General features: G+C 55.4%; 22 protein-coding genes. 7 read left to right on the top strand and 15 right to left on the bottom strand.

Features of this window, described 5'->3' with window-relative positions; genetic code table 11:
• Window positions 1–245: 245 nt before the first annotated feature.
• The 9 genes from MHH78_RS29730 to MHH78_RS29690 all read right to left on the bottom strand — a co-directional run bounded on the left by MHH78_RS29730 (window position 246) and on the right by MHH78_RS29690 (window position 8,790).
• The gene (locus MHH78_RS29730) at window positions 246–1,826 is read right to left on the bottom strand and encodes an oleate hydratase (RefSeq protein WP_341169780.1); all 1,581 of its coding nucleotides are present in this window, start codon (window positions 1,824–1,826) and stop codon (window positions 246–248) included.
• A gap of 162 nt (window positions 1,827–1,988) precedes the next feature.
• Window positions 1,989–2,558, bottom strand: a complete 570-nt coding sequence (locus MHH78_RS29725) for a TetR-like C-terminal domain-containing protein (RefSeq protein ID WP_341169779.1) — start codon at window positions 2,556–2,558, stop codon at window positions 1,989–1,991.
• Between the two features lie 25 nt (window positions 2,559–2,583).
• Window positions 2,584–2,979, bottom strand: coding sequence for a hypothetical protein (locus MHH78_RS29720; protein WP_076081849.1), 396 nt, complete (start codon window positions 2,977–2,979; stop codon window positions 2,584–2,586).
• 24 nt (window positions 2,980–3,003) lie between these two features.
• Window positions 3,004–3,528 (bottom strand): hypothetical protein, encoded by a 525-nt coding sequence (locus MHH78_RS29715; protein WP_341169778.1) that lies wholly within the window; start codon window positions 3,526–3,528, stop codon window positions 3,004–3,006.
• A gap of 58 nt (window positions 3,529–3,586) precedes the next feature.
• Window positions 3,587–4,558, bottom strand: a complete 972-nt coding sequence (locus tag MHH78_RS29710; RefSeq protein ID WP_341169777.1) for an RluA family pseudouridine synthase — start codon at window positions 4,556–4,558, stop codon at window positions 3,587–3,589.
• An 81-nt stretch (window positions 4,559–4,639) separates the two neighbouring features.
• Window positions 4,640–4,825, bottom strand: coding sequence for a CLC_0170 family protein (locus MHH78_RS29705; protein WP_036727634.1), 186 nt, complete (start codon window positions 4,823–4,825; stop codon window positions 4,640–4,642).
• A gap of 44 nt (window positions 4,826–4,869) precedes the next feature.
• The gene (locus tag MHH78_RS29700; RefSeq protein WP_341169776.1) at window positions 4,870–6,093 is read right to left on the bottom strand and encodes a Ger(x)C family spore germination protein; all 1,224 of its coding nucleotides are present in this window, start codon (window positions 6,091–6,093) and stop codon (window positions 4,870–4,872) included.
• Entirely contained in the window at window positions 6,090–7,187 is a 1,098-nt protein-coding gene (locus MHH78_RS29695) for a GerAB/ArcD/ProY family transporter (RefSeq protein WP_341169775.1), read from the bottom strand. The genes MHH78_RS29700 and MHH78_RS29695 overlap by 4 nt, the downstream gene beginning before the upstream one ends.
• Window positions 7,180–8,790 (bottom strand): spore germination protein, encoded by a 1,611-nt coding sequence (locus MHH78_RS29690; protein ID WP_341169774.1) that lies wholly within the window; start codon window positions 8,788–8,790, stop codon window positions 7,180–7,182. The genes MHH78_RS29695 and MHH78_RS29690 overlap by 8 nt, the downstream gene beginning before the upstream one ends.
• A gap of 187 nt (window positions 8,791–8,977) precedes the next feature.
• Between MHH78_RS29690 and recQ the strand changes: the two genes are divergently transcribed.
• The 5 genes from recQ (at window position 8,978) to MHH78_RS29665 (ending at window position 15,408) form a co-directional block, all read left to right on the top strand.
• Window positions 8,978–10,804, top strand: coding sequence for a DNA helicase RecQ (gene recQ / locus MHH78_RS29685; RefSeq protein ID WP_036727639.1), 1,827 nt, complete (start codon window positions 8,978–8,980; stop codon window positions 10,802–10,804).
• 15 nt (window positions 10,805–10,819) lie between these two features.
• On the top strand, window positions 10,820–12,802 hold the full coding sequence (locus MHH78_RS29680; RefSeq protein ID WP_341169773.1) for a B12-binding domain-containing radical SAM protein: 1,983 nt from the start codon (window positions 10,820–10,822) through the stop codon (window positions 12,800–12,802).
• 333 nt (window positions 12,803–13,135) lie between these two features.
• Window positions 13,136–13,669 (top strand): GNAT family N-acetyltransferase, encoded by a 534-nt coding sequence (locus MHH78_RS29675; RefSeq protein ID WP_341169772.1) that lies wholly within the window; start codon window positions 13,136–13,138, stop codon window positions 13,667–13,669.
• Window positions 13,662–14,276, top strand: coding sequence for a nucleotidyltransferase family protein (locus tag MHH78_RS29670; protein WP_341169771.1), 615 nt, complete (start codon window positions 13,662–13,664; stop codon window positions 14,274–14,276). Before MHH78_RS29675 ends, MHH78_RS29670 begins: the two co-directional genes overlap by 8 nt.
• A gap of 280 nt (window positions 14,277–14,556) precedes the next feature.
• A complete protein-coding gene (locus MHH78_RS29665) occupies window positions 14,557–15,408 on the top strand; it encodes a hypothetical protein (protein ID WP_341169770.1) in 852 nt (283 codons plus the stop codon).
• A gap of 566 nt (window positions 15,409–15,974) precedes the next feature.
• Here MHH78_RS29665 and MHH78_RS29660 read toward each other — a convergent pair.
• From MHH78_RS29660 to MHH78_RS29645, 4 genes are all read right to left on the bottom strand, one after another.
• Window positions 15,975–16,937 (bottom strand): alpha/beta hydrolase, encoded by a 963-nt coding sequence (locus MHH78_RS29660; RefSeq protein ID WP_341169769.1) that lies wholly within the window; start codon window positions 16,935–16,937, stop codon window positions 15,975–15,977.
• 85 nt (window positions 16,938–17,022) lie between these two features.
• Window positions 17,023–17,991, bottom strand: a complete 969-nt coding sequence (locus tag MHH78_RS29655) for a type I phosphomannose isomerase catalytic subunit (protein ID WP_341169768.1) — start codon at window positions 17,989–17,991, stop codon at window positions 17,023–17,025.
• A 120-nt stretch (window positions 17,992–18,111) separates the two neighbouring features.
• Window positions 18,112–18,708, bottom strand: coding sequence for a tRNA (mnm(5)s(2)U34)-methyltransferase (locus MHH78_RS29650; protein WP_341169767.1), 597 nt, complete (start codon window positions 18,706–18,708; stop codon window positions 18,112–18,114).
• Complete coding sequence (locus MHH78_RS29645; RefSeq protein WP_036696094.1) at window positions 18,708–19,664, bottom strand: TIGR01212 family radical SAM protein; 957 nt, start codon at window positions 19,662–19,664, stop codon at window positions 18,708–18,710. Before MHH78_RS29645 ends, MHH78_RS29650 begins: the two co-directional genes overlap by 1 nt.
• Window positions 19,665–19,909: 245 nt before the next feature.
• Here MHH78_RS29645 and MHH78_RS29640 point away from each other — a divergent pair, with 245 nt between their 5' ends.
• Both MHH78_RS29640 and trmB read left to right on the top strand, forming a co-directional pair.
• A complete protein-coding gene (locus MHH78_RS29640; protein ID WP_179090500.1) occupies window positions 19,910–20,083 on the top strand; it encodes a hypothetical protein in 174 nt (57 codons plus the stop codon).
• Window positions 20,084–20,284: 201 nt separating this feature from the next.
• Window positions 20,285–21,001: a tRNA (guanosine(46)-N7)-methyltransferase TrmB gene (gene trmB / locus MHH78_RS29635; protein WP_036727654.1), complete on the top strand. Its 717-nt coding sequence runs from the start codon at window positions 20,285–20,287 to the stop codon at window positions 20,999–21,001.
• A 79-nt stretch (window positions 21,002–21,080) separates the two neighbouring features.
• Here trmB and MHH78_RS29630 read toward each other — a convergent pair whose 3' ends face one another.
• Window positions 21,081–22,220: an MGDG synthase family glycosyltransferase gene (locus tag MHH78_RS29630; RefSeq protein WP_076081881.1), complete on the bottom strand. Its 1,140-nt coding sequence runs from the start codon at window positions 22,218–22,220 to the stop codon at window positions 21,081–21,083.
• A gap of 53 nt (window positions 22,221–22,273) precedes the next feature.
• Window positions 22,274–22,801 carry a phosphatase PAP2 family protein gene (locus MHH78_RS29625; protein WP_076081835.1) on the bottom strand — a complete coding sequence of 176 codons (528 nt, stop codon included), beginning with the start codon at window positions 22,799–22,801 and terminating at the stop codon, window positions 22,274–22,276.
• Window positions 22,802–22,844 lie beyond the last annotated feature (43 nt).

Raw genomic sequence — 22,844 nt, 5'->3', positions numbered from 1 at the left:
TTGGAACAAATAAGCGCACTGGAGTCCGCCGCTAGAGTCTGTGTAGCGTGATTCATCCAGTCATTCAGGAAGCCACGCCCTGATCGAAGCAGGCTAAAAGTACGGCATTCCTGCCGCCACTGGCCCTTCCTGGTAAGTCTGCAACAAATGGACGCACCAAACCCCCGCCGCATGAAATTCATGCAGCGGGGGTTTTTGTTCCTTACAAAGACCACTGGCCTGGAGCGGGAAACCGAATCATTCCGTTACCGGAACGAGGTCACCAGACTGGAGAACAGTGTGCGGACATCGTTCTGGTACGCATTGATCGGCTCTACCGGACGGTTCAGGCCGAACAGGGTGTAGACGGCGATGCGGGCGGCACGGACTGAATACTCTTCTGTGAAAACGATATCGTCTGGGATCTCGCAGTATTGGCCGATAAAGGCCAGGTTGGTTGAGCCTTCGGGCACCACCTGCGGCCGGTCGCTGTTCAGGCGCGGCATGAACTGGGAGGTGATATACGGCATCATGCAAGGAATACAGTTGGCGGTAGCCATGATCTCTTCCTTATGCTCTGCGAAGTGCAGATGCCCGATCAGCTCCTCCATAATCTCCTCGCCGGTACAGTCGCACATTTTTTTGTGTACATAATCGCCGACCTTGTCCGGGTATAGGCCATATCCCCAGAAGACCCTGACATGCTCCGGCTGGTTGCGGAAATGCGGCTGGAAGGCCAGCACGACAGACATCAGCCAGCTGGAATCCTTGAAGGTGACGAGTGCGCCGGTTCCGGCCCGGTTCCGGGTGAACTTCTCCATAAGATCGAAGAACTTCGAGTCCTGGAAGGTCACCGTGAAGGATTCCCATTTGGATTCATCCACATGATCGTCGAAGGAGGAGGGATTGCCGAGGCCCGGCTTCTTCGCGGCGATCGTCTCCCACAGCTTCCATGAGCTGCCCTTACCGTTCAGCCCGGGAGCGGAGGTCATCGATCCGAGGCTTGCGCCTTCGGTCATCGAGCCGTTAGTCACAATGACGCGGTCGCCTTCATTGACAGTAATGACATCCTCCACGCCATCGCGGACGACCTTCATCGCTGTCACAGTAATGCCGTCGCCTTCTTTGAATTCCAGATCAGTTACCGTACATTTCAAGTTGAAATCTACGCCCAGCGGCTCCAAATATTGATGTAGCGGCAGAATAATGGAATCATATTGGTTGTATGGAGTGCGGGTTACGCCTTCAAGCGTTTGAATTCTAGGGAACTCGTGCATGAAGCGGAGCATATAACGCTTGAACTCAACCGCACTATGCCAAGGCTGGAAAGCAAAGGTGGTTGCCCACATGTACCAGAAGTTCGTCGTGAAGAAATGCGGTCCGAACCAGTCGTTAATCCGCAAGGTGCCCATGGCTGGCTCCGGCGTAATGACCAGTTTGCCCAGGGCCAGGCGGTCTGCCATATCGAAGCCCATGGAGGTTACATCCTGAACCTCACCCTTGCTGTTGATCAGCCGTGCCTGGCCGCGGGTTGGATTGGACTCATCGAATTGAATGATTTCTTGCCGTAGCGTCAGCCCTGGCTGGTCAATGGACGGAATGGTACTTAATAGCTCCCACAGGTTCTCATAGGTCTCATCGTTCAGCATCCGGCCGCCGCGAATGACATATCCATGCTCTGCATCGCCGGCACCGTCATTGCTGCCGCCAAGGATCTTCATTTCTTCAATAATGTGAATGTTCTGTCCGGGAAAATCGCAGTCTCTGACCAGATAGGCCGCACCTGCAAGGGATGCAATGCCACCACCTACGAAATATACCTGCTCGTTACCATACTCTTTTTTCACTGATTACCGCCTCCATAGGTTTGCTTGAATACTGGACCTGAACCGAGTGTAATCCAGTCCCGCCCTGGAGGGTATCATCAAAGCACTTGATCTGTATAAAATTTGGACATATGGAACAAAGTGTAACATTTTTGAGCAGAAAAAAAGCCGCAGCCCCTAAGGCTACGACACAATGTTCTCATATTTATGCAGTGCCTTCAGAAAGTTCCCTTCAATCAGGACGCTCAGCTTCCCGATCATCTGCTCCGGCGGCTCCTTCATCTCGTCCTGCATCCACTGAATGACCAGTCCGGTAAAGGCCAGCGTGTAAAAGTTAGCGATGAACTGCTTATCCGGCGTTCCGACATCCAGTCCGGCGGCCAGCTCGTTGATGACGCCCATAACGAGATCACTCGTCACCTCATACAGATACGCATCCAGATGCGTCCGTCCGAGGGAGTCCAGCGTATTGCAGCAGAACGCCTTATTATTCTCAATGTAGCAGAATATCCGGTAGAATCCGTCTGTCCACGTGCTGTAGCTGCGGTACTCGGCAATGCTCTCGACAGCCTCCGTCTTGTAGATCCAGCCCAGCAGATCATAGATATCCTGAAAATGATAATAAAAGGTCTGCCGGTTCACGCCGCAATCCTCGACCAGATGCCGGACGGAGATTTTGTTCAGCGGAAGCTCCTCCATCAGGTCTTTGAGCGAGCGGGCGAGCGCATTTTTGGTCAGCAGGGAATTGGACATAAGGGTCATCAGCTCCTAACAGGAATCAGCGTGTGCGCCAATAGTGTATCAGCAGCCGGCCGCCCTCGGCGATCAGACCCAGAGCGAAGCCGCCTGCTGTAAACAGGCCGAAGGAAAGAAAGCCCGCAAGATCCTCGAAGCCCGACATCTCACGGTAAGTGTACAGGTACATCAGGAAGAGCCCCGCCACAGTTCCAGCGGTTGAGAAGATCCACACAAGCTGCGCACCCAACCAGCCGAACCCGTTGACTATACCGGAGATGACAAGGGCAAGGATGGCCCAGCGTAGGGCAAGAATAAAGTTGAAAGGCTCACCTAACCACAGATACCGGTGCAGAATCAGCGATAGCCACAGCAACAGCGCGTAACCGGCAGACCATGCCAGCCAGCGGCCCGTCCGGGCAGGAGGCAGGAAATTCATTATCAGCTCACCCCATGTATAGCGTTATACCTCTTCCAGTTCCTCTGCGCTCTGCAGCATGAACTTCAGGAGGTTCGGAAGGTCTTCCATTTGCTCCTCGGTAATTTGCCGTTTGAATTGCAGTTCAACACAGTTATTGTACGTATCGTCTGTCTGTCCATAGCGGAAGCTGAGCGATTGCACAGGCTGGAATTCGGGTCCCCAGATTCGGGTCAGAATTTCTTCAATGGCCGGGCACTGCACATTCACATCTTCTATCTCCATATAAAAGCGTAAGAAAAGACTGCATCCCGGATCGCTGCCCGGCGTCTCCAGAATCTCATCGCTGAGGTCCTTCACTGTGGACTGGAGCAGAATCTCGGACGTCACATTCAGGCCTCCGGCCAGCTTGAACGCGAGGCTGAATTCACGCGACATCAGCGCGAGATTGAGCAAATCGGACCGGTCAGTTACAACTAGAACCCCATCCAGATTATCGTAGTCGTAGATCTGGTTCTCCAGGGCGATTTTGATATTGTCAAAAACAGTAGGGTGGAACAAGAGCGGCACCTTCTATCGTTTCTCTATAATTTATTATGATCTGCTGTTGGCACTCACAGCTTAGGAATTAGTTCGTAGGTGCCGGTGCCGTGTATTTCAGAAAACTCTTCGGAATCGCGCTCTCAAACGTTAGAATTTCACCTGTGGTCGGATGGACGAACGAGAGCACGCGGGCATGCAGGCCGAGGCGGCCGACCGCCTTGGTCTCAGCGCCGTACTTCTTGTCCCCGGCAATCGGATGTCCGATGTCGGACATGTGGACACGGATCTGATTCTTCCGTCCGGTCTCTAAGTGCACCTCCAGCAGGGAGAAGTGGCGGTTCGCCTGGATCAGCTTATAGCGGGTTACGGCGTGCAGCCCGTCTCCCTCATGCGGACTGGAGTACATCTTCAGTGTGGAGGTCTCCTTCAGCCAGGAGCTGATCGTGCCTTCGGATCTCTTAACGGCGCCTTCCACCAGAGCCACGTAGGAGCGTTCCTTGACGGTCTCCTTCCAGCTGTTCTGGAGCTGCTGCTGAATCGCCTCGCTGCGGGCAAACATCATGACACCCGAGGTATCACGGTCCAGCCGGTGCACCACATAGACGCGGTTCTTCGGGTTGCTCAGGCGGACATGCTCCATCAGCTGGCGGTAAGCCGTCAATTCATTATCTTCACCGGTAGCGATGGACAGGAGTCCCGCATCCTTCTGGATCACGATAATATCGTCATCCTCATGGACAATGGTCAGTCCGAGCATCTCCTTGGTTTCGGCAGGCTTCTCATGGTCAATCGTCACGGTCTGGCCGGGATAGAGCGGATGGTTATGCTTCGTCACCGGCTTGCCGTTCACCGCAACCTGTCCGCGGGAGAGCATGGATTTGATCGAGTTGCGCCCCTTGTTCGTAATCGTCTTCAGCAGCCAAGGAAGCAGCTCCGCAGGCTCGGCTACCGTATAGGATTTGGGTGCAGCTGCCGGCTTGGCCGGGGCTCCGGATCTTGCTCCCTGTTTATGGTTAGAGGTTCTGTTCCCCTGATTTCTGGTTCTTCTTGTATTCATGACCGCATTCTCCGTCCTTTAATAGGTTACTCCTCAATATACCATGGGCCGTGAAGAAATACTACGAAGGGACGTGGGGCACTAGATATAGAGGAGCAGGCCGATACAGATTATCAGGGAGAGCAGGATATAGCTCCAGGCTATGATCTTTGCGTACTTTTTCTCCCGGAGCCAGCCCCGGTTACTGTAAATTCGGATATCTACAACCAGCAGGAGCATGGCCGAGAACAACAGCATCCCGGCAAGGCTTCCCAGCAATCGGATCATACGCTTCCTCCTCCATAGGCGGTTTTACCTGCACGGGCTGGCGCTTAATCATGCTTGAGGCCCACTCTGCGTATATGCAGGGTCAGTCTGATATCTACACCAACACTGCTGTACAGGCTCTCCCAGTCGTTTTTGCCGTGGATATGCTTCCTCCAGTAGGCGGGATGATGGCTTCGGATCTGTTCGCCCATGCCAAAAATATCGGAGTGGTCCTGCTGGGTCTGCTTCACCAGTCCGGTCAGCACCGTCTGGATCTGCTGCTCGAAATCCCGCTCGATCTCATGCAGCTTCTGCGGGGAATTGACAGGAATGTCACTGCTGTAATGCTCGTCCAAATCCCCCTCCAGGAAGATCTCATAGGACAAATAGGGCTTGCCATCCTTGATATAGCTCCGGGTGCGGGTGAAGCGTTCATTGATCTTGGTCATGACAATCCCTAGCTCCTGCGTACGGAGCAGAGTGGAATAGCCGCCGGGGTCCATCCCCTGCATCGCCATGAACCCGCCGATCTCTATAGGGGCAGTCTTGCTGACCATCCGGCCGCCGCTGAAATAAGCCAGCCCTTTGATCAGAATATTATCCTTGTTGCGAAGTGCCACATAAGGCAGATAAGCGCTTTGTCCCCACCTGGAGTCGGCTGACCAGAAGGTGCCGATATAATCCCGGGGGAATTTGCCGGAGGAGACGGACTTCTCCATCATGGACAAAATATAAAGAGTAGGCACACGCTGCAGCGGCGGGTTCACATCCATGAAGGCGGACGCGCGGCCCTCGGAGACGAGCAGCCAGGTTCTGCGCCGGATTTCCGGGTTGCGCCGCAGATAATCATTCAGCTCGGCGAGACTGCCCCGGGCAATCTCCTCGCTGATGATGATGATCCGCAGGTGAACCAGATAACGCGGGTCGGCTATCTGCTGCTGCAGATTATTCATGGCATCGTCGAGGGAGATGCCGCGCACGCTGACTACCCAGACGGGACTAGTCTTGCCTTCCCCTGCGCTGCCGCCGGTGCCGGGGCCCAGCGGGACTCTGCCCGGGACGGCAATCTGAGCGGTGACACTGATCATCTCCGTAGGCAGAGAGTTATCATGAATGTGAGTGACCCGGTCTTCTTTTTGCGTATCGTCTGCAGGGATCTTGTCAATGGATAGGCCTAGAACCAGCGCGCGGTCCTCAATCTCCACCTGATCCCAGCATCCGCTGAGCAGCGGGGAGGCTATAGTGAGCAGGAGGAGCAGGGCGAGCGTGCGCGGAAGCTGTATTTTCATGGGGTCACCTTCTTCTTGTGGCGTCTGAGCAGATAGACCGTCCATAACAGCAGCGGATAGCCGAACATCAGCATCATGCCGGCATTGCCCAGGTGAAGGGCCCATCGGTAAGATTCGAACACATTGGAGGGCAGCATGGCCAGGATGAACATAACCGGCAGCAGGACCGTGGAGGCCATCCGCTGGTCGCGGAATCGCAGCAGCTTGTGCAGCAGATAGGCAGATATGTAATAAGTAGTGTAGATCGTCGTGTAGACAGAGATGACCCAGATAATAATGAAGATAGCATCCAGCCGCTCCAGGAATCCCTCGCCAAAAGCCGCCGAACGGGCCATCTCCAGGGTAGGGTAAATCAACAGCTTGGTCTCCTCGGCACCGAATATCCCTACAGAAGCAATGACGATCAGCACGTAGATTGCACCCGACAGGAAGATGGCCCAAGCCCCCGCACGGACGGCATGCCCAGGCTTCTCCATGAATGGAATCAGCAGCACGATGACGAAGGAGCTTTGGAACAGATAGGTGGCCTCCTGCGCTCCTTTCCAGAACTGGAGGCTGGGAGCCATCAGGACAGGCTGCAGATTGAGCATATCCACATTTTTGAGCGAGAGCAGAATGGTGACCAGAATAGAGCCTACAATCAGCGGCAGATAGAAGAAGTGGATATAGGAGAACTTCACAACGTTGCGCCTGGAGGACAGCAGACTGATGAGCAGCATCAGGAAGATGGTTGCTTCGATCGGTGTTTTTTTGTACAGCACGGTTGTGGCGACATCCCCGAACTGGCGTACAGTGAGGCCGGTGAGTACAATGAACAGCAGCATAATCACCACAGTGAAAATAGCAGCAAGCGGGCGTCCGATCAGGCGGCGGCTGAACACAAACAGGGTCTCCTGCGGAAACCGCTGGCACAGGGAGGCCAGCAGCCAGTAGCTGATGAAGGAGAAAAGTACGCCGCAGAATGCAACAAGGGGAGCGCTGCTGTTGCCTGCTTCGGTCATATAGCGCGGGAAGCTGAGGATGCCCACTCCGATAATGGTGCTGCTGATCACGGCTGCTGCGCGCAGACTCGTAATCTGGCGCGGATTATTCATCGGTCTCATCTCCCTGCCTGAGAATCTGGTCAATCTCTGCGGTGGGTACACTGCGGGGCAGTCTGTCGGTATCCCGGACATGCAGGAAGCTGGGGCGGCGGCGCATCCACCAGAGCGGCACCCGCACCAGCGTATCCTTCAGATCACGCCATTTGCCGGGAATGTAAGGGGACATATAAGGAACCCCAAAGGACTCCAGGTAGAGCAGATGATTCAGAATCAGAATCGTACCAATCATAACCCCGTAGAGGCCGAACATACCGGCCAGAAGGATCAGCGGGAACCGCAGCATACGCAGGGCGATCGCTGCATTGTAGGCGGGGGTGGCGAACGAGCCGATCGTCGTCAGAGCCACAATGACAACCGTGATCGGGCTGGCGAGTCCTGCGCCCACTGCAGCCTGTCCGATGACGAGGACGCCTACAATAGATAATGCCCCGCCGATCATCTGCGGCAGCCGGATCGTCGCTTCCCGCAGCACCTCCATAGATACCTCCATGATCAGCACCTCCAGGACAGCCGGGAACGGCACACCCGCCCGGCCGCCCGAGATTGCCACAGCGAAATCTGTAGGCAGCAGCTCGGGGTTGTACGAGATGACAGACACATATAACGCCGGGAAAAACAGCGAGCAGGCCAAAGCAATCAGCCGGATGATCCGGATCAGGCTGCCCATAATGAAGCGTTCCGTATAGTCATCCACCGTCTGGAAGAACTGGTTGAAGAGGGCGGGAACAATCAGGGCAAACGGGGAGCCATCCACAAGAATGGCGACCCTTCCTTCCAGAAGGGCGGCAACAGTTTTGTCCGGCCGCTCAGTGCTCTGAACCTGAGGGAAGGGGGACAGCGGCTGGTCTTCGATGAACTGCTCGATGTATCCCGCATCGAGGATGCCGTCCGTATGAATCAGCGAGATTCTGCGCATGACTTCAGCGACCAGACTGCTGTCAGTGACGCTGTCAATGTAACATAGAGCCACCCTCGACTGAGTACGTGCACCGAGCGGGCTAATTTCAATCCGGAAGTCTGTGCTCTGCAGCCGGTAGCGCAGCAGGGAGAGGTTGTTCTCCAGCTTCTCCACATAGCCTTCACGCGGCCCGCGGATGACCTGCTCCGTCTGCGGCTGCTCGACCCCGCGCATCTCAATCTGGCGCATCTCCATGCGGAGCGCCTCGGGAATCCCGTCGATCAGCAGAATCAGTTCACCCTTCACGGCCGCTTGAGGGAGAGCGGACAGATCAGCAGTTGTGGTGCCTTGAGTGACCTGAACGGCAGTACTCCAGATGTAATGAATCATTCCGCCCTTATCCTCCGGCACCACAGGCTGCCCCGGCGGCGGGGCCATTAGCGGCTTTAGCACATGCTCGCGCACCTGCTCCATATTCACGAGTGAGGAGAAGAAGAGCATTGCGGCAGGATAAGCCCCGAAGAGCAGGAAGTCGCGTACGACCAGGTCGCCGTTCTCCCCGAGCCTGGCCTGAAGCTCCGGCAGATCGGTCTTCAGCTCTCCTGTCAGCCTGCTGCCGCTGGCCGGCTTCGGCTCTGGAGGAGAAGACTGTTGCTTATCTATGTAGGAGGCATATTTATCTTTCCAATCTTGCAAACGGGCGGCCTCCTTCATGGGGCAGATGGATGAATCTATCTAAAGTGTTGCTTGATCGTAAGGTTTTTATGTAATTTCTATGTGTAAGGCCAGGAAGGAGTGCTATGATATCTGCTTCAGGCGGTTGCTTGGCAGCCGGTTGCCCGGTAAACTAAAAGGTAGAAAGCCTTAAGGAGTTTGAAGAGATATGGAGATGCAAGGATCATTAATGGAGCAGGCCCAGGCCGAGCTGCAAAAATATTACGGTTATCCCGATTTCCGGGACGGCCAGAAAAAAATTGTGAACAATCTGCTGGAAGGCCGCGATACGCTGGGCATTCTGCCTACCGGAGGCGGTAAGTCCATCTGCTATCAGGTTCCGGCGCTGCTGCAGCCGGGGCTTACCCTGGTCGTCTCACCGCTGATCTCCCTGATGAAGGATCAGGTGGATGCTCTGACGACCGCAGGGATTCCCGCTGCTTATATCAACAGCACCCTGAGCGGCAAGGAAGTGAATGAGCGCATCCGCGCGGCCCGCCGCGGCGACTTGAAGCTGCTCTATGTAGCTCCCGAGCGTCTGGAGCTGGACTGGTTCCGCCTGGAAATGGCGGGACTGAACATCTCCTGCGTGGCTGTCGATGAGGCCCACTGCGTCTCGCAGTGGGGCCATGACTTCCGCACCAGTTATCTGGCGGTCTCCCCGTTCGTGGAGCAGCTGCCGCAGCGTCCGATTCTGGCGGCCTTCACCGCTACGGCTACCCCAGAGGTCATGGAGGATATGGTCCGGCTGCTGCGCCTGCGCGAGCCGGGCGTCTTCATGACCGGACTTGGCCGCGACAACCTGGCGATGTCCGTGCTGCGCGGAGAGAACAAGCGCGAGTTCGTGCTGGATTACGCGGCTCAGCATGCCCATCAGCCGGGCATCGTGTATGCCGCCACCCGCAAGGAGGTGGATGATCTCTATCAGCGCCTCCAGGCCGCAGGAATCACCGCCGGGCGCTATCATGCCGGAATGAACGACCAGGAGCGGGCGGACAGCCAGGAAGGCTTCCTCTATGACGATATCCGCGTCATGGTCGCCACGAATGCCTTCGGGATGGGGATCGACAAGTCTAACGTGCGTTATGTCATCCATTACAATATGCCGAAGAACATGGAGGCCTATGTTCAAGAGGCGGGCCGTGCCGGGCGTGACGGGGAGCCGAGCGATTGTATCCTGCTGTTCAGTGCGCAGGATATCATGACCCAGAAATTCCTGATTGAGCAGAACCCGCAGGACCCGGAACGTAAAGCCAACGAATACCGCAAGCTCCAGCAGATGATTGAATACTGCTATACCACCCGCTGCCTGCGCAGTGCGCAGCTCGACTATTTCGGCGAGAGTCATGACGATGATCACTGCGGGATCTGCAGCTCCTGTACCGACGAGCGTGAGCTGGTCGATATCACCGTTGAAGCGCAGAAGATCTTCTCCTGCATCCACCGGATGCGGGAGCGTTACGGCGTGGCGCTGGTCTCATCCGTGCTGAAGGGCTCACGTAACCAGAAGGTGCTGCAATACGGCTTCGAGAAGCTGCCGACTCACGGCGCTATGTCCAGCCGCAGCGAGAAGGAGATTACCGAGATCATCAATATGCTGATCTCGGAAGGATATCTGGCCTTGTCCGAAGGCCAGTATCCGGTGGTCCGGCTGCAGCCGCTGGCAGCCGAGGTGCTGCGCGGCCAGCGCCAGGTGCATCAGCGCGTGGCCCGCACGCTGGTCACCTCCGGCACGCGGGACCGCAGCCGTTCGCGCGATACTTCGCCGTCTGCGGTCAACGAGACGGTGTTCGAGCAGCTGCGCCTGATCCGCCGCGAGCTGGCGGGGCGCGAGCATGTGCCGTCGTACATCATTTTCAATGATGCAACGCTGCGCGAGATGAGCGTGGTCTGTCCGCAGACGGAAGCGGAGATGCTGAGGGTGAAGGGTGTCGGGGAAGTGAAGTACCGGAAGTACGGCAAGGCCTTCCTGGAGTTTTTTCAAAATGACATGTAAAGAAGGTTATAAGGCATGAGAATCATCCTGGCCACATTAAATGCCAAATATATTCACACGTCGCTTGCGATCCGGCTGCTGAAGGCGTATAGCGAGCATGAGTTCAAGGATATCCTTTTGGCGGAATATACCATCAAAGATCCCGCGATGAACATCGTGTCTGACCTTTTTCAGAAGCAGCCGGATGTGATTGGCTTCTCCTGTTACATCTGGAACATCGAGGAGACCATCAAGCTGGTCGGTATTCTCAAGCAGGTCATGCCGGAGGTCAAGATTGTGCTGGGCGGGCCGGAGGTATCCTATGAGCCGCTCTACTGGATGAAGCGGGAGGCCGGAGTGGACTTTGTCGTGAACGGTGACGGGGAAGAGACCTTCCACCATCTGCTGCAGGAGATCCGGGATGAACATAAGTACCATTTCGTATACGGTGCGGCTTACCGCAAGGGCGAAGAGCTGATCGTTAACCCTCCCCGTCCCAAAAGCGATCTTAACACCCTGCCGACCCCGCACCGCTTCGCGGAGGATCTGCCGGAGCTGAGCAAGCGGATTGTGTATTTTGAGACGAGCCGGGGCTGTCCCTTCAACTGCCAATTCTGCCTGTCCAGCATTGAGGTGGGCGTGCGTTATTATGATATCGAACGGGTGAAGTCTGATCTGCTCTATCTGATTGAGGGCGGAGCCAAGGTGATCAAGTTCCTGGACCGCACGTTCAATATCAACCGCAATTATGCGATGGAGATGTTCCAGTTCCTGATCGACAACCATCAGGGCTGCGTGTTCCAGTTCGAGATTACCGCCGATATTATGCGTCCCGAGGTGCTGGATTTCCTGGCGCAGAACGCCCCTCCGGGCGTCTTCCGCTTCGAGATCGGCGTCCAGTCCACGAATGACGAGACGAATGAGCTGGTCAAGCGCCGCCAGAACTTCACCAAGCTGTCGCGCACTGTGATGAAGATCAAGGCCAGCGGCAACATCGACCAGCATCTCGATCTGATCGCCGGATTGCCAATGGAGGATTACGACACCTTCCGCAAGACCTTCAATGACGTCTTTGCCATGGAGCCGGAGGAGCTGCAATTAGGGTTCCTCAAAATGCTGCGCGGCACCGGGCTGCGCGCCCAGGCAGCCAAATATGACTACACGTACATGGAGCATGCGCCGTACGAGATTCTCAGCAGCCATGTCATGCCGTTCGCCGATATCATCCGGCTCAAGCGTCTGGAGGATGTGCTGGAGAAGTACTGGAACAGCCAGCGGCTGGCTCATTCGGTCAAGTACCTGATCCGCCATGTGTTCCCGTCCCCGTTCGACTTCTTCCAGGAGTTCGGCGACTATTGGGAAGAGCGGGGCTGGCAGAAGATCGGGCATCAGCTGGAGGATCTGTTCACCCGGCTGCATAACTTCCTGACGGAACGGGGCACGGCCTCTATGGATATTGTCACCGGCCTGATGAAGCTGGACTACTTCCTCGCCCACAAGTACAAGCCCCGCAAGATCTGGTGGGAGGATGTGCTTGATAAAGCGGAGTGGGCAAAGCACCTGAAGCAGATCGCCAGTCAGCCGGAGCTGATCTCGGCCAAGCTGGCGGAGGCCGGGCTTAGCGAGCGGGAGCTCCAGAAGTTCATCGTGCTCGACGAGCTGCCATTCCGGCTCGATCCGGTGCTGGAATCGATCAGCGGGCTGCGCTATGACGGGGAGCTTGGCGCTGAGGCGGGTGCCCAAGCTGAAGCCGGTGCTGATGCCGGGAACGGGGACGGCCGGGAACTACACGCGGCGGTTACAGCAGCGGCTCCGGCAGAACGCGGGGGAGCTGGAGCGGGCGGCGTGGCCGCTGCTGAGGCAGATCTGCTGCGTTCTGTGGCAGCGGTGGCCGGTGGTGTGCCAGCGGTGGCCCTTAACGATCCGCACCCTGGTGCAGGCGACGGCCGCACGCTGCTGGTCGTCCTGTATCAGCAGGACGAGAGCCAGCGGGCGCAGTATTATTCGCTGCCTCTATAGGTTAGGGACCCTGGTTGCACCGGACATGCGCTGATGTGTGCGAAAAACCGACCACATTCGGCACCGCGTGGGTGCGTGGACCAAATGTAATCGAAAAATCGACCACATTCGTCGCCGCGTGGGCACGTAGGCCAAATGTAATCGAAAAACCGACCACGTTCGATGCTGCGTGGGCGTGTGGGCTAAATGTAATCGAAAAATCGACCACATTCGTCGCCGCGTGGGCACGTAGGCCAAATGTAATCGAAAAACCGACCACATTCGGCGCCGCGTGGGTGCGTGGACCAAATGTAATCGCGCTAATCTATCCGTTACCAATTGGAGGACGTACAGATGAGTCAGGATCAGCACATATCCTTGTTTATGTACAAGGATCGGCATGAGCAGACATTCAGGGATCAGTTACTGAGCTTCCAGCTTCCGGCAGAGCAGGCGCAGTTCACTCGGCTGCCGGAGGAGACGCTTCAGGACCTCAGGGAGGATGCCGGTAAAGCCGGAGTGGTTATTGCTCACGAAGAACGAGCGGTGGGCTTCTTCATCCTTCATACAGGTGAAGGCATTTCGAATTTCTACCAGGACTACGAAGGGGCAGTTCTGCTCCGGGCTTTCCTGATGGACTACGCCAGCCAGGGCCGCGGGTTCGCCAAAGCAGCGATGGCACTGCTGCCGGATTTTATCCGCCGTCACTACCCTGAAGCCCGACAGATGGTGCTGGCTGTGAATGAACGCAATACCGCCGCCAGTCAGCTATATCTCCGCGCCGGATTTCAGGATCACGGCCTGCGGCGCAGCGGGAGCAAGGGAACGCAGCTGATTTTGCAGTACGGGCTGTCTAGCGGGAGTGTGGGGGATCTGGGCGATGGATAGTTGCTATGAAATGTATAATCGTCTTACGGAGCTATTCACCCGCGATACATTGCTAATGGATATTTTCAAGCGTGCCCAAGGTTTGGCCCCGTTCCCTTACTACATAGGTGCAGGATGCTTGGTGCAAACGGTGTGGAATGAGCTTACCGGGCGAGCGCCGGGGTACGGAATTAGTGACATCGATATTATTTACTATGATGCGGCCGATTTGAGTTATGCTGCTGAGGATGCGATGGTTGCTAAGGGCAGGGAGCTTTTTAAGGATATTGCTATCCCGGTCGATCTCAAAAATCAGGCTCGGGTTCATCTGTGGTATCCGCAGAAGTTCGGTGTGGAGATCAACCCCTACCTCTCCCTGGAAGCTGCAATCGACAGCTGGCCGACTACAGTAACCTCACTGGGAGCAAAACTTGAGCTGAACGGTGAATGGAAGATTTATGCTCCATTTGGTCTGGAGGATTTGTTTCAACTGGTTCTGCGGCCCAACAAAGCGCTGATCACCGAAGAGGTATATCGTACCAAAACGCAGAAATGGAAGAGTAAATGGCCGGAGCTTAAGGTGGTCTCTTGGTCTTTCACAACACCTAATTGTATTTACACATCCTAAGTGTTACGATCAGTCATGAGATGCAAATAAAGGAGCATATACCTTATCATGTGGATTACTCTGTAAGGATTAATTAACCGGAAGAATGCCAGTAATAGTGCAGAACACTATGCTATTCGGCATGTCTTTTTTAATCTTACAGGGTATGCAGGGTAAGTTTGGTTCATAGACCGACACTTCTGCGGATACCTTAGGGTATCTTTTTTTGTTGCCGGGACACCGCATCTCAATGGCTTCTTATCTGCTTATCCTCCTAAATTGTGAATGGGGGAACTACTATATGCAACCTAAATTGATTTTAATCGAGGGCTTACCCGGCTTCGGGAAATCCACCACGGCGCAGCTGATTTATGACATTCTTGCGGAGTCGGGCACTAAAGCACAGCTATTCCTGGAGGGGAATTTGGATCATCCGGCGGATTATGATGGTGTCGCTTGTCTTACGGAGGCAGAGTACGATGAGCTGCTGGGGATGTGGGCCGATTCAAGATATATATTAAGTCCGCGGACAACTGTTCATAACAGCCATTACCTGGTGGAATACCGGAAAATCCTAAATGAACACAGTTCCCGGGTTCCAAAGGAAGGGACGGATATTTTTGCCCGGAACGATGTGTATGAATTGCCGTTCGCGCAGAACAGGGAGCTGATTACAGCAAGATGGAGGCAGTTCGCGCAGAAGGCCTTGCAGGGGGCGGACACGTATGTGTTCGATTGCTGTTTTATCCAGAACCCAGTAACTATGGGGATGATTAAGCATGGTGCAGCTGAGGAAGACATTATAAGCTACACGTTGGAGCTGGAGACCATCACGGCCGGATTGAATCCGCTGCTGATGTATATTGAACAGGACGATCTGGAGAATTCTTTCCGAAAAGCAGTCCGCGAAAGACCCCTGGAGTGGTCGGAGGGGTTCATTGACTATTACACCAAACAGGGGTATGGCTTAAGACAGGGGCACCAGGGCTTAAAAGGAACTCTGAAGGTTCTTGAGGCCAGACTGAAATTGGAAGAAATTATATATAACCGCATAAATATGCACAAGATTAAAGTCAATAATTCTTCGTATGATCTTCCGGCGTATAAGCAAGATTTAGCCGGGAGACTGGCAGGTTATTTAGAGCGTGAATAAAGGGTCCTCGTAGAGTTACTGTTAATACCTGAGGTGAAAATTTGGGTTTTGGCGCGGTAAGTGGAGCTTAAGCGGTAAGTGAGGCCTGAGAAGAAGCCTGGAAATCCTGCATAAATTACAACATTCGCTGCTTCTGGAGCGTCAATATGGCGAAATCCTGCACAGAATGCAACAACTGGTGCTTCTAAGAGCGTTAATTTGTTGAAAATAATGCAAAAAGTGCAACATTTGCTCCTGTGACGGTGCCGATAGGGTGGAGTTCCTGCAAAAAGTACAACAATTGCTACTGCAGGATCAGCGGCAGACCTTACGTTACAGCTAAGGTGAGAATTACCACAGAGCTTAACTAACTGCTACGGTTAAACATTACCGCAGAGGACGCTATACAGCCGCTACGGCAAAATAATCGAAAGAGAGGCACTCCGCTACCCAGCGGAGTGCCTCTCTTTTTGTAACGTACCTGCGGATCACAGCGCAGTGGCGACATAGGTCTGCACTGTGCTACACCACCGTAAGCATCAGACCAACGTCAGCACCAGACCAGTACGTGCGTCTGCATCAATAGGCTAATCCGCCGTAGGCTGAAGCCGCATGGACCCGGCAGGCAGGTGGCGGGCGAGCCAGTCCAGCACATCGGCCGTGACCTCGTCCCGGTTGACCTCATTCAGCATCTCATGCCGGCCTCCCGGATACAGCTTGCATTCTACATCCTGAAGCCCCTGCTTCCGGTATAACTCAGCCAGACGCATCACCCCTTGACCGTTCATCCCCACAGGGTCCTTCTCCCCCGCGAACAGATAGACCGGCTTGTCGCTGCATAGGTACTGAAGAGTGGACCTGGTATGAAGCTCACGCAGCAAATGGAAGAAGTCCCGGAAGAAGCGGGTGGTGCAGATCGCCCCGCAGTACGGGTCTGCAATGAACTTATCTACCTCCTCCGGGTCACTGCTGAGCCAGTCAAAAGCTGTGCGGACCGGAGAGAAGGACCGGTTATAAGCGCCGAAAACAATGCCATTCAGCAGTACACTGCGGTGATGGTCGCCCTGCAGCCTTAACTGCATAGCCGACAAGGATTCTGCCAGCCGCAGCATGCTCCGGGGACCATTGGTGCCGCTGAGGATGAAGCCGCTGTAAATCTCATGCCCCTCTTCGCACATGAGCTTCTGAGCCAGAAACGAACCCATGCTGTGCGCGAACAGGTAGATCGGGGCATGTTCATGCCGGGAGCAGGCAACTCCCGCAAGCTGCAACAGATTGCGCCGCATCCAGTAGAAGCCGTTCTCCCCGCTGTCACCAAGCAGGTTGACTCTGCCGGCGGTAAGCCCATGCCCCCGGTGGTCATTGGCATACACGGCATAACCGGCTGCGGTGAGCGCCGAGGCGAACCGGGCATACCGCGCAGCCGTCTCACACATCCCGTGTGCTATCTGCACAATCCCCCGGATCTCCGTTTCCGCGTCCGGCAGCCATTCATAGACATGGATTTTGACATCTAAGGGATCAGTCATGGTAAAAGTGTTCTCAGTCATCGCCTGTCCTCCTGAAAGTAAAATTCAGCATTCCTAGCGTAAAGAGTACCTGTTGCTTCTGATCCAAGTGACGCAGTCCGGCTGCTTAAGGCAGATAAGAGCGCAGCACTGTAGATTGTCCTTCAATACTGTAAGCGCCCAGGCTGGAAGGAAGCAGATAGCATTCGCCCGCTGCGTATGGCTGGGAGCCGCCGTCCCAGATCAGGTGGCCGCTGCCTTCGCAGACCACCAGAATGGTGAAGCTGTCATCGGTGGTGGCGAGCTGCCATTCGCCGGACACCAGACCTTTTTCCACGATAAAATAAGGGGAGGAGGCAATCTGCAGCCATTCACCGGCCACTGCACCATCGGTCTTCATCGAAGTCGCGCCTGCGCCTTCATAGGCAGTAACATTCAGGGAATCCTCGATATGCAGCTCGCGCGGCTTCCCGTCCAGACCCGGACGGTCGTAATCGTAAATCCGGTATGTAGTGTCAGAGTTCTGCTGGATCTCCGCTACAACGACACCTGCACACAAGGCGTGTACAGTCCCGGCAGGAATATAGAAGGAGTCACCGGCAGCTACAGTCACTTCCTGCAGGCTGTCCATCACCGTTCCGTTCTCCAGCGCGTCCTTCAGCATCTCGCGGGTGACGCCTTCCTTCAGGCCGTAGATGATTTTGGCGCCTGGCTTGGCGTCCAGCACGTACCACATTTCGGTTTTGCCCAGCTCTCCCTTGGGAAGTCCGGCATAATCATCCGTAGGGTGCACCTGTACAGAGAGGTTATCGTTGCAATCCAGCAGCTTGATCAGCAGCGGGAATCTTCCGCCTTCCTCCGTGATGCCCTTGCTGCCGAACCACTCGTGCCCGAACTGCTCACGGATGGCATCCAGGCCTTGTCCGGCCAGCTCGCCGTTGACTACAGAGGAGGTGCCGTTCGGATGATCGGCAATCATCCAGCCTTCGCCGATATGGCCTTCGGGCAGATCCAGGCCGAATTTCTCCAGCGCCCGGCCTCCCCAGACACGTTCTTTGAATTCCGGCTGAAATTTCAGAGGATATGGTTTCGTCATTACAACATCTTCCTTCCTGATAATAGAATTGGTGATTTGTCTTGTCCCGGGCTGTCAACCCGATGATGGTGTCCCGGGAAAATACAATCGCTGCGAAAACTGGGCGATTGCAATCTCTAATCAGCTTTTTTTCTTCTCTACAGCTACAACATACGGGGCAGACTCTCGCTGAAGCTGGCGGTACACGATGGTCTGCGCGTCCTGCTGGGCCAGTCGGGCGGCCCAGGCTTCGACAGCGGCGGCTTCGCGGCCGCCGCCTTCGTGGCCGGGATACAGCACGGCCGTGATGATCCCGCCCGGGCGGAGCAGCGCAAGCGCCGCCTCCAGCGCGGCCAGCGTGCTTCCCGGCTCGGTGATGATGGTCTTATCGGCATCGCCTGCGGGCAGATAGCCGAGGTTGAACATCACCGCCGAGACCGTTCCGCGCCAAGCGGGCGGAACGGCTTCAGCCATGGCTGCATGGCTCTGCAGCAGCAGCGTCACGGGAGCCAGCGCAGCAGGCGCTTCCTCCCGGGCCAGCCGCAGGCGCTCGCCGGCAAGAGCCAGCGCCTGCGGCTGGATGTCGAACCCGTACACCCCGCCGCGCGGCCCGGCCGCCTTGGCGAGGAACAGAGTGTCGGCGCCGGTCCCCACGGTGGCGTCGATAGCCCTTCCGCCGGGCGAGAGCCGCTCAGCGGTCAGCTTATGGGCGAAGCTAAGGACAGACAGGAAGCCCATCAGCCCTTCCTCCAGTACTTACCCTGCCAGGTGTCCCTGGCAACCAGCTCCTGGTCAATGGCATTCAGCACTTCCCACTTCTTGAGGCTCCACATCGGGCCGATCAAAGCATCGCGCGGGGCATCGCCGGTCAAGCGGTGGACGATCATGTCCGGCGGCAGAATTTCCAGCGAGTCGGCAATGAGCTTCACATATTCATCCTGCTCCAGGAACCGCAGCAGCCCGGCTTCATACTGCTTCACCATCGGCGTTTTGCGCATGAGATGAAGCAGGTGGATTTTGATCCCCTGAACTCCCATATTCGCTACAGCAGCTACAGTCTCCAGCATCATCTCATGCGTTTCCTGCGGAAGACCGTGAATGATATGGGTACACACCCGGATGCCGTGACGGCGGAGCTTCGCAACAGCTTCAGTATAGCAGGCGGTATCATGCGCGCGGTTAATCAGATCCGAAGTGGACTGATGAATGGTCTGAAGCCCCATTTCCACCCATAGATAGGTGCGCTGGTTCAACTCCGCGAGATACTCCACTACATCATCCGGCAGGCAGTCGGGGCGGGTGGCAATGGCGAGGCCGACAACCCCGGGCTGCTGCAAAATGACTTCATAATATTCCCTTAGCTCCTCGACAGGAGCATACGTATTGGTATAGGCCTGGAAATAGCCGATATATTTGGCATTCGGCCATTTCTGATGCTGGCGGTCGCGGATATGGTTGAACTGGGTGACCAGATCATCCCGGCGGCTTCCGGCGAAATCGCCTGACCCTCTGGCACTGCAGAATGTACAGCCTCCTTTGGCGATGGAACCGTCACGGTTCGGACAGGTGAAGCCCGCATCGAGCATGACCTTGAACACCTTGGTATCCATCTGCCCGCGCATTTCGTAGTTCCAGGTATGGAACCGTTTATCCCCCCACAGAAGCGGAGAGGAGGCTTGTTGAAGATTAGACATGTGCAGCTCCTTTCATTAACCTTCCCATTGTATCAAAAATCCGTGATGAACGTAACAATCCCTCCCGGAAATCCGCCGAAAAAAAACTAAAAATAGGCTGTGAATTACCGCCATTCGGCTTGAAAATGCTTACACATTATGTTATATTTAAAGTGTTAAAAAAGCCGCTGCAGCAACCACAATCTTATGCTTGAATTCATAATTTCGTGTCGTCCGGTCCATACTAAACCTTAGAGGTGATAACGATGAATTCTCCAACGGTATTTGCTGATAACAAAGGTTCGATTGATGTGCAGCTGACTCCCGATGAAGCTCTCGCCCTGACAGGCGTAGAATTCAACGGCAACCACAAGATCAAGACAGAAGCGCAGCGGAAGATCCGCAATGCGTTCGAGAAGACCTTCGAGTTCGATAAATAAATGGCAGTCCGCTGAACGGCGGGCCGGTATTACAGATACAACACGCACGGAACTTTCGACCAGTCCAACAGGGGCGGGATGGAGGTTCCTTTTCTTTTGCTGAAATCCCTTTACTTTTGCCGGTAAGTTCGGCACAATATTGCAAGTGGCATTTATCCTATTCACAGATAAGGCAATAAAGAGATAAGCGGAGGAGTACCTATGCGTTTACGTGGAAGAAAAGGAATACGTGAAAGTCTTGAGGAGCAGACCGATCTGGTCATCCTGGAACCACGCAGCCTGAAGGGGCGCTGGTCCGAATTGTTCGGGAATGATCATCCGATTCATGTGGAGTTCGGAATGGGCAAGGGACAGTTTATCAGTCAAATGAGCTTCAAATATCCGGAGATTAATTTCATCGGCGTGGATATGTATGACGAGCTGGTGCGGCGCGCAGCCGAGAAGGCCCGGAATGTATGGGAGCCGGCAGGAGAAGAGACACCGCCGAACGTGAGAGTGGCCCTGGCCAATATCGATTACGCGGAGGAAGTGTTCGCTCCAGGGGAGCTGGAACGGATTTTTCTCAACTTCAGTGATCCCTGGCCGAAAAGCAAGCATGCCCGCCGCCGTCTGACGCATCCGCGTTTTCTGGATAAATACCGCGGACTGCTCAGTCCGCTCGGCGAGATCCATTTGAAGACGGATTCCCGCAGCCTGTTTGAATTCTCGCTTAATGCCTTTGCGGACTATGGCCTGCAGATGAAGAATATTTCGCTTGACCTGCATGAGGGCGGCGTGATCAACGAAGAGCATGTAATGACCGAATACGAGACCAAGTTCTATGGACGGGGCGTGAACATTCACCGCTGCGAGGCAATTGTCGGAGATGAGGCGCTGAAGCAATATCAGGCCACCCGTCTGGACAAGTACCGCCTCTAGGCTGCATTACCGGCAATTACAGCAAAAGGCAGTCCGGTTCATTCATACCGGACTGCCTTTTGCGTTCTAACCTGGTTCTCTACTGTCCATGTTCTGCGCGCGGTTTATCCAGCATATCAATAATGCTTTGGGCGCTTTGCAGCGGGTTGTACCTGGAGATGGCCTCCAGATGGGCCTTGCGCGCCGCACGGACATTTCCGTAATCATTCAGCAGCCGCTCCATCCACCGGTCAACTACATCGAGGGAGCTGATCGGCTCTCCCAGTCCGGCGGCAGTGAAGTACCGGCAGTTCTCTTCTTCCTGGCCCGGCAGCGGAGAGTGAAAGAGCATCGGAATGCCCTTGGCCAAGCCTTCGCTGCAGGTCATGCCGCCCGGCTTGGTGACCAGCAGGTCGGACACCTCCATCAGCTTGTCAATCTCCCGGGTGAAGCCCAGCAGCCGGATGTTGGGATGCCTGAACCGCGGGTCTTGCATCATCTCCTGCAGCAGCTTGTCATTCTGGCCGAGGCAGAACACAATCTGCACCTTGTCCCGCCATCCGGCCAGAGCCGCATTCACTACTTCGTCATTCATCATGCCCCATCCACCGCCCATGACCATGACCGTCGGAACACCAAGCAGCTTGAACTGCTCTTGAATGTCTTCCCGGCCGTGCTGCTCCCAGAAGCTCGGGTGGACAGGAATGCCGGTTACCCGGATCTTGAAGGCGGCAACGCCCCGGCGGCGCAGTTTCGCCTTGACCTCAGGGGTGGATACCAGATAGCGGTCCACCTGCGGGCTGATCCAGCTGGCATGGGCGTCATAATCTGTAATGACCGTAATCAGCGGAGCCTTCAGCGACGGGTGAAGCCGCTTCAGGCGTGAGATAACAGCACCGGGAATGAAGTGGGTACAGACGATAATGTCCGGCTTCAGCTGCTTCACAATATTTTGGGCATGCGTATAAAACAAGCGGTGCAGGGCAAGTGTGGTAAGACGATTGAATGATTTCTGGTGACGGTACACATAGCCCATCAGCCGGGGCTGGGAGGTAACCGTCTTGCGGTATGCCGAGACAATGAGCGGGGCCACCTTGGGATTCAGGAAGCTCCCCAGCTCCAGCACCTTGGTCTGCACCTCCGGAGACAGCTTCCGCAGGCTGCTCGACAGCGCATATGCAGCCTGGGTATGCCCGGCACCGAAGCCCTCTGACAGCAATAATATTCTTTTTTTGCGCAATGTATAGTTCACCTGTTCCCTAGAGGTATTGACCGGCCGGCGCCCCTTAGGCATCATATCCAGAGGGCAAGCGTACCGGCTGCGACTCCTGACCCAATGACCGCTCCTGCGAGGACATCAGATGGATAATGCAGCCCGAGGTAGATCCGGGAGAAGCCGACTGTGCAGGCCAGAGGAAGCAGGACCGCAGTCAGGACAGGAAAGGCTATCATATAAGGAACCGTTGAGGCGAAGATAGCGGTCGTATGGCCTGAAGGAAAAGAATGATCCTTAAGCGGATTGCGGAACGTATTGGTGTCCGGCAGGGCCAGATAGGGCCGCAGGCGCGGGTAGAGCTTTTTGGCGATAGCGACGGGTACATGGCTTATCGCCAGCGCGACCAGTGCCTGAAGTCCTGTAGTTCTCCATGGCTGCGGGCACACTGCCCAGACCAGGAGATTGATGCCGATCGCGCTTGTTGCACCTCCGAGATGAGTGAGGTAGAAGAGCCAGAAGTTCAGAAACGGATTGTGCATCCGTCCGTTAATCCATTGAAACACCCGCTGCTCCAGGAGATGCAGTTTCTTGAATAAAGGTCTCATATCATGTCCCTCCGATAGTCCGGCTAAAAGAGTTCTGGCGCAG

The organism is Paenibacillus sp. FSL H3-0333 (genome assembly GCF_038002805.1).
GTDB lineage: Bacteria > Bacillota > Bacilli > Paenibacillales > Paenibacillaceae > Paenibacillus_AQ > Paenibacillus_AQ silagei.
Note: the sequence above shows the minus strand (reverse complement) of the source record. Positions and strands in the feature narration are given on the sequence as shown.

Bases quoted from the DNA above. Each gene is read 5' to 3' on its own strand.
- MHH78_RS29725 (WP_341169779.1), bottom strand. From the start codon at position 2,558: ATGTCCAATTCCCTGCTGACCAAAAATGCGCTCGCCCGCTCGCTCAAA.
- MHH78_RS29720 (WP_076081849.1), bottom strand. From the start codon at position 2,979: ATGAATTTCCTGCCTCCTGCCCGGACGGGCCGCTGGCTGGCATGGTCT.
- MHH78_RS29710 (WP_341169777.1), bottom strand. From the start codon at position 4,558: ATGAATACAAGAAGAACCAGAAATCAGGGGAACAGAACCTCTAACCAT.
- MHH78_RS29705 (WP_036727634.1), bottom strand. From the start codon at position 4,825: ATGATCCGATTGCTGGGAAGCCTTGCCGGGATGCTGTTGTTCTCGGCC.
- MHH78_RS29700 (WP_341169776.1), bottom strand. From the start codon at position 6,093: ATGAAAATACAGCTTCCGCGCACGCTCGCCCTGCTCCTCCTGCTCACT.
- MHH78_RS29695 (WP_341169775.1), bottom strand. From the start codon at position 7,187: ATGAATAATCCGCGCCAGATTACGAGTCTGCGCGCAGCAGCCGTGATC.
- recQ (WP_036727639.1), top strand. From the start codon at position 8,978: ATGGAGATGCAAGGATCATTAATGGAGCAGGCCCAGGCCGAGCTGCAA.
- MHH78_RS29680 (WP_341169773.1), top strand. From the start codon at position 10,820: ATGAGAATCATCCTGGCCACATTAAATGCCAAATATATTCACACGTCG.
- MHH78_RS29675 (WP_341169772.1), top strand. From the start codon at position 13,136: ATGAGTCAGGATCAGCACATATCCTTGTTTATGTACAAGGATCGGCAT.
- MHH78_RS29670 (WP_341169771.1), top strand. From the start codon at position 13,662: ATGGATAGTTGCTATGAAATGTATAATCGTCTTACGGAGCTATTCACC.
- MHH78_RS29665 (WP_341169770.1), top strand. From the start codon at position 14,557: ATGCAACCTAAATTGATTTTAATCGAGGGCTTACCCGGCTTCGGGAAA.
- MHH78_RS29660 (WP_341169769.1), bottom strand. From the start codon at position 16,937: ATGACTGAGAACACTTTTACCATGACTGATCCCTTAGATGTCAAAATC.
- MHH78_RS29655 (WP_341169768.1), bottom strand. From the start codon at position 17,991: ATGACGAAACCATATCCTCTGAAATTTCAGCCGGAATTCAAAGAACGT.
- MHH78_RS29650 (WP_341169767.1), bottom strand. From the start codon at position 18,708: ATGGGCTTCCTGTCTGTCCTTAGCTTCGCCCATAAGCTGACCGCTGAG.
- MHH78_RS29645 (WP_036696094.1), bottom strand. From the start codon at position 19,664: ATGTCTAATCTTCAACAAGCCTCCTCTCCGCTTCTGTGGGGGGATAAA.
- MHH78_RS29640 (WP_179090500.1), top strand. From the start codon at position 19,910: ATGAATTCTCCAACGGTATTTGCTGATAACAAAGGTTCGATTGATGTG.
- trmB (WP_036727654.1), top strand. From the start codon at position 20,285: ATGCGTTTACGTGGAAGAAAAGGAATACGTGAAAGTCTTGAGGAGCAG.
- MHH78_RS29625 (WP_076081835.1), bottom strand. From the start codon at position 22,801: ATGAGACCTTTATTCAAGAAACTGCATCTCCTGGAGCAGCGGGTGTTT.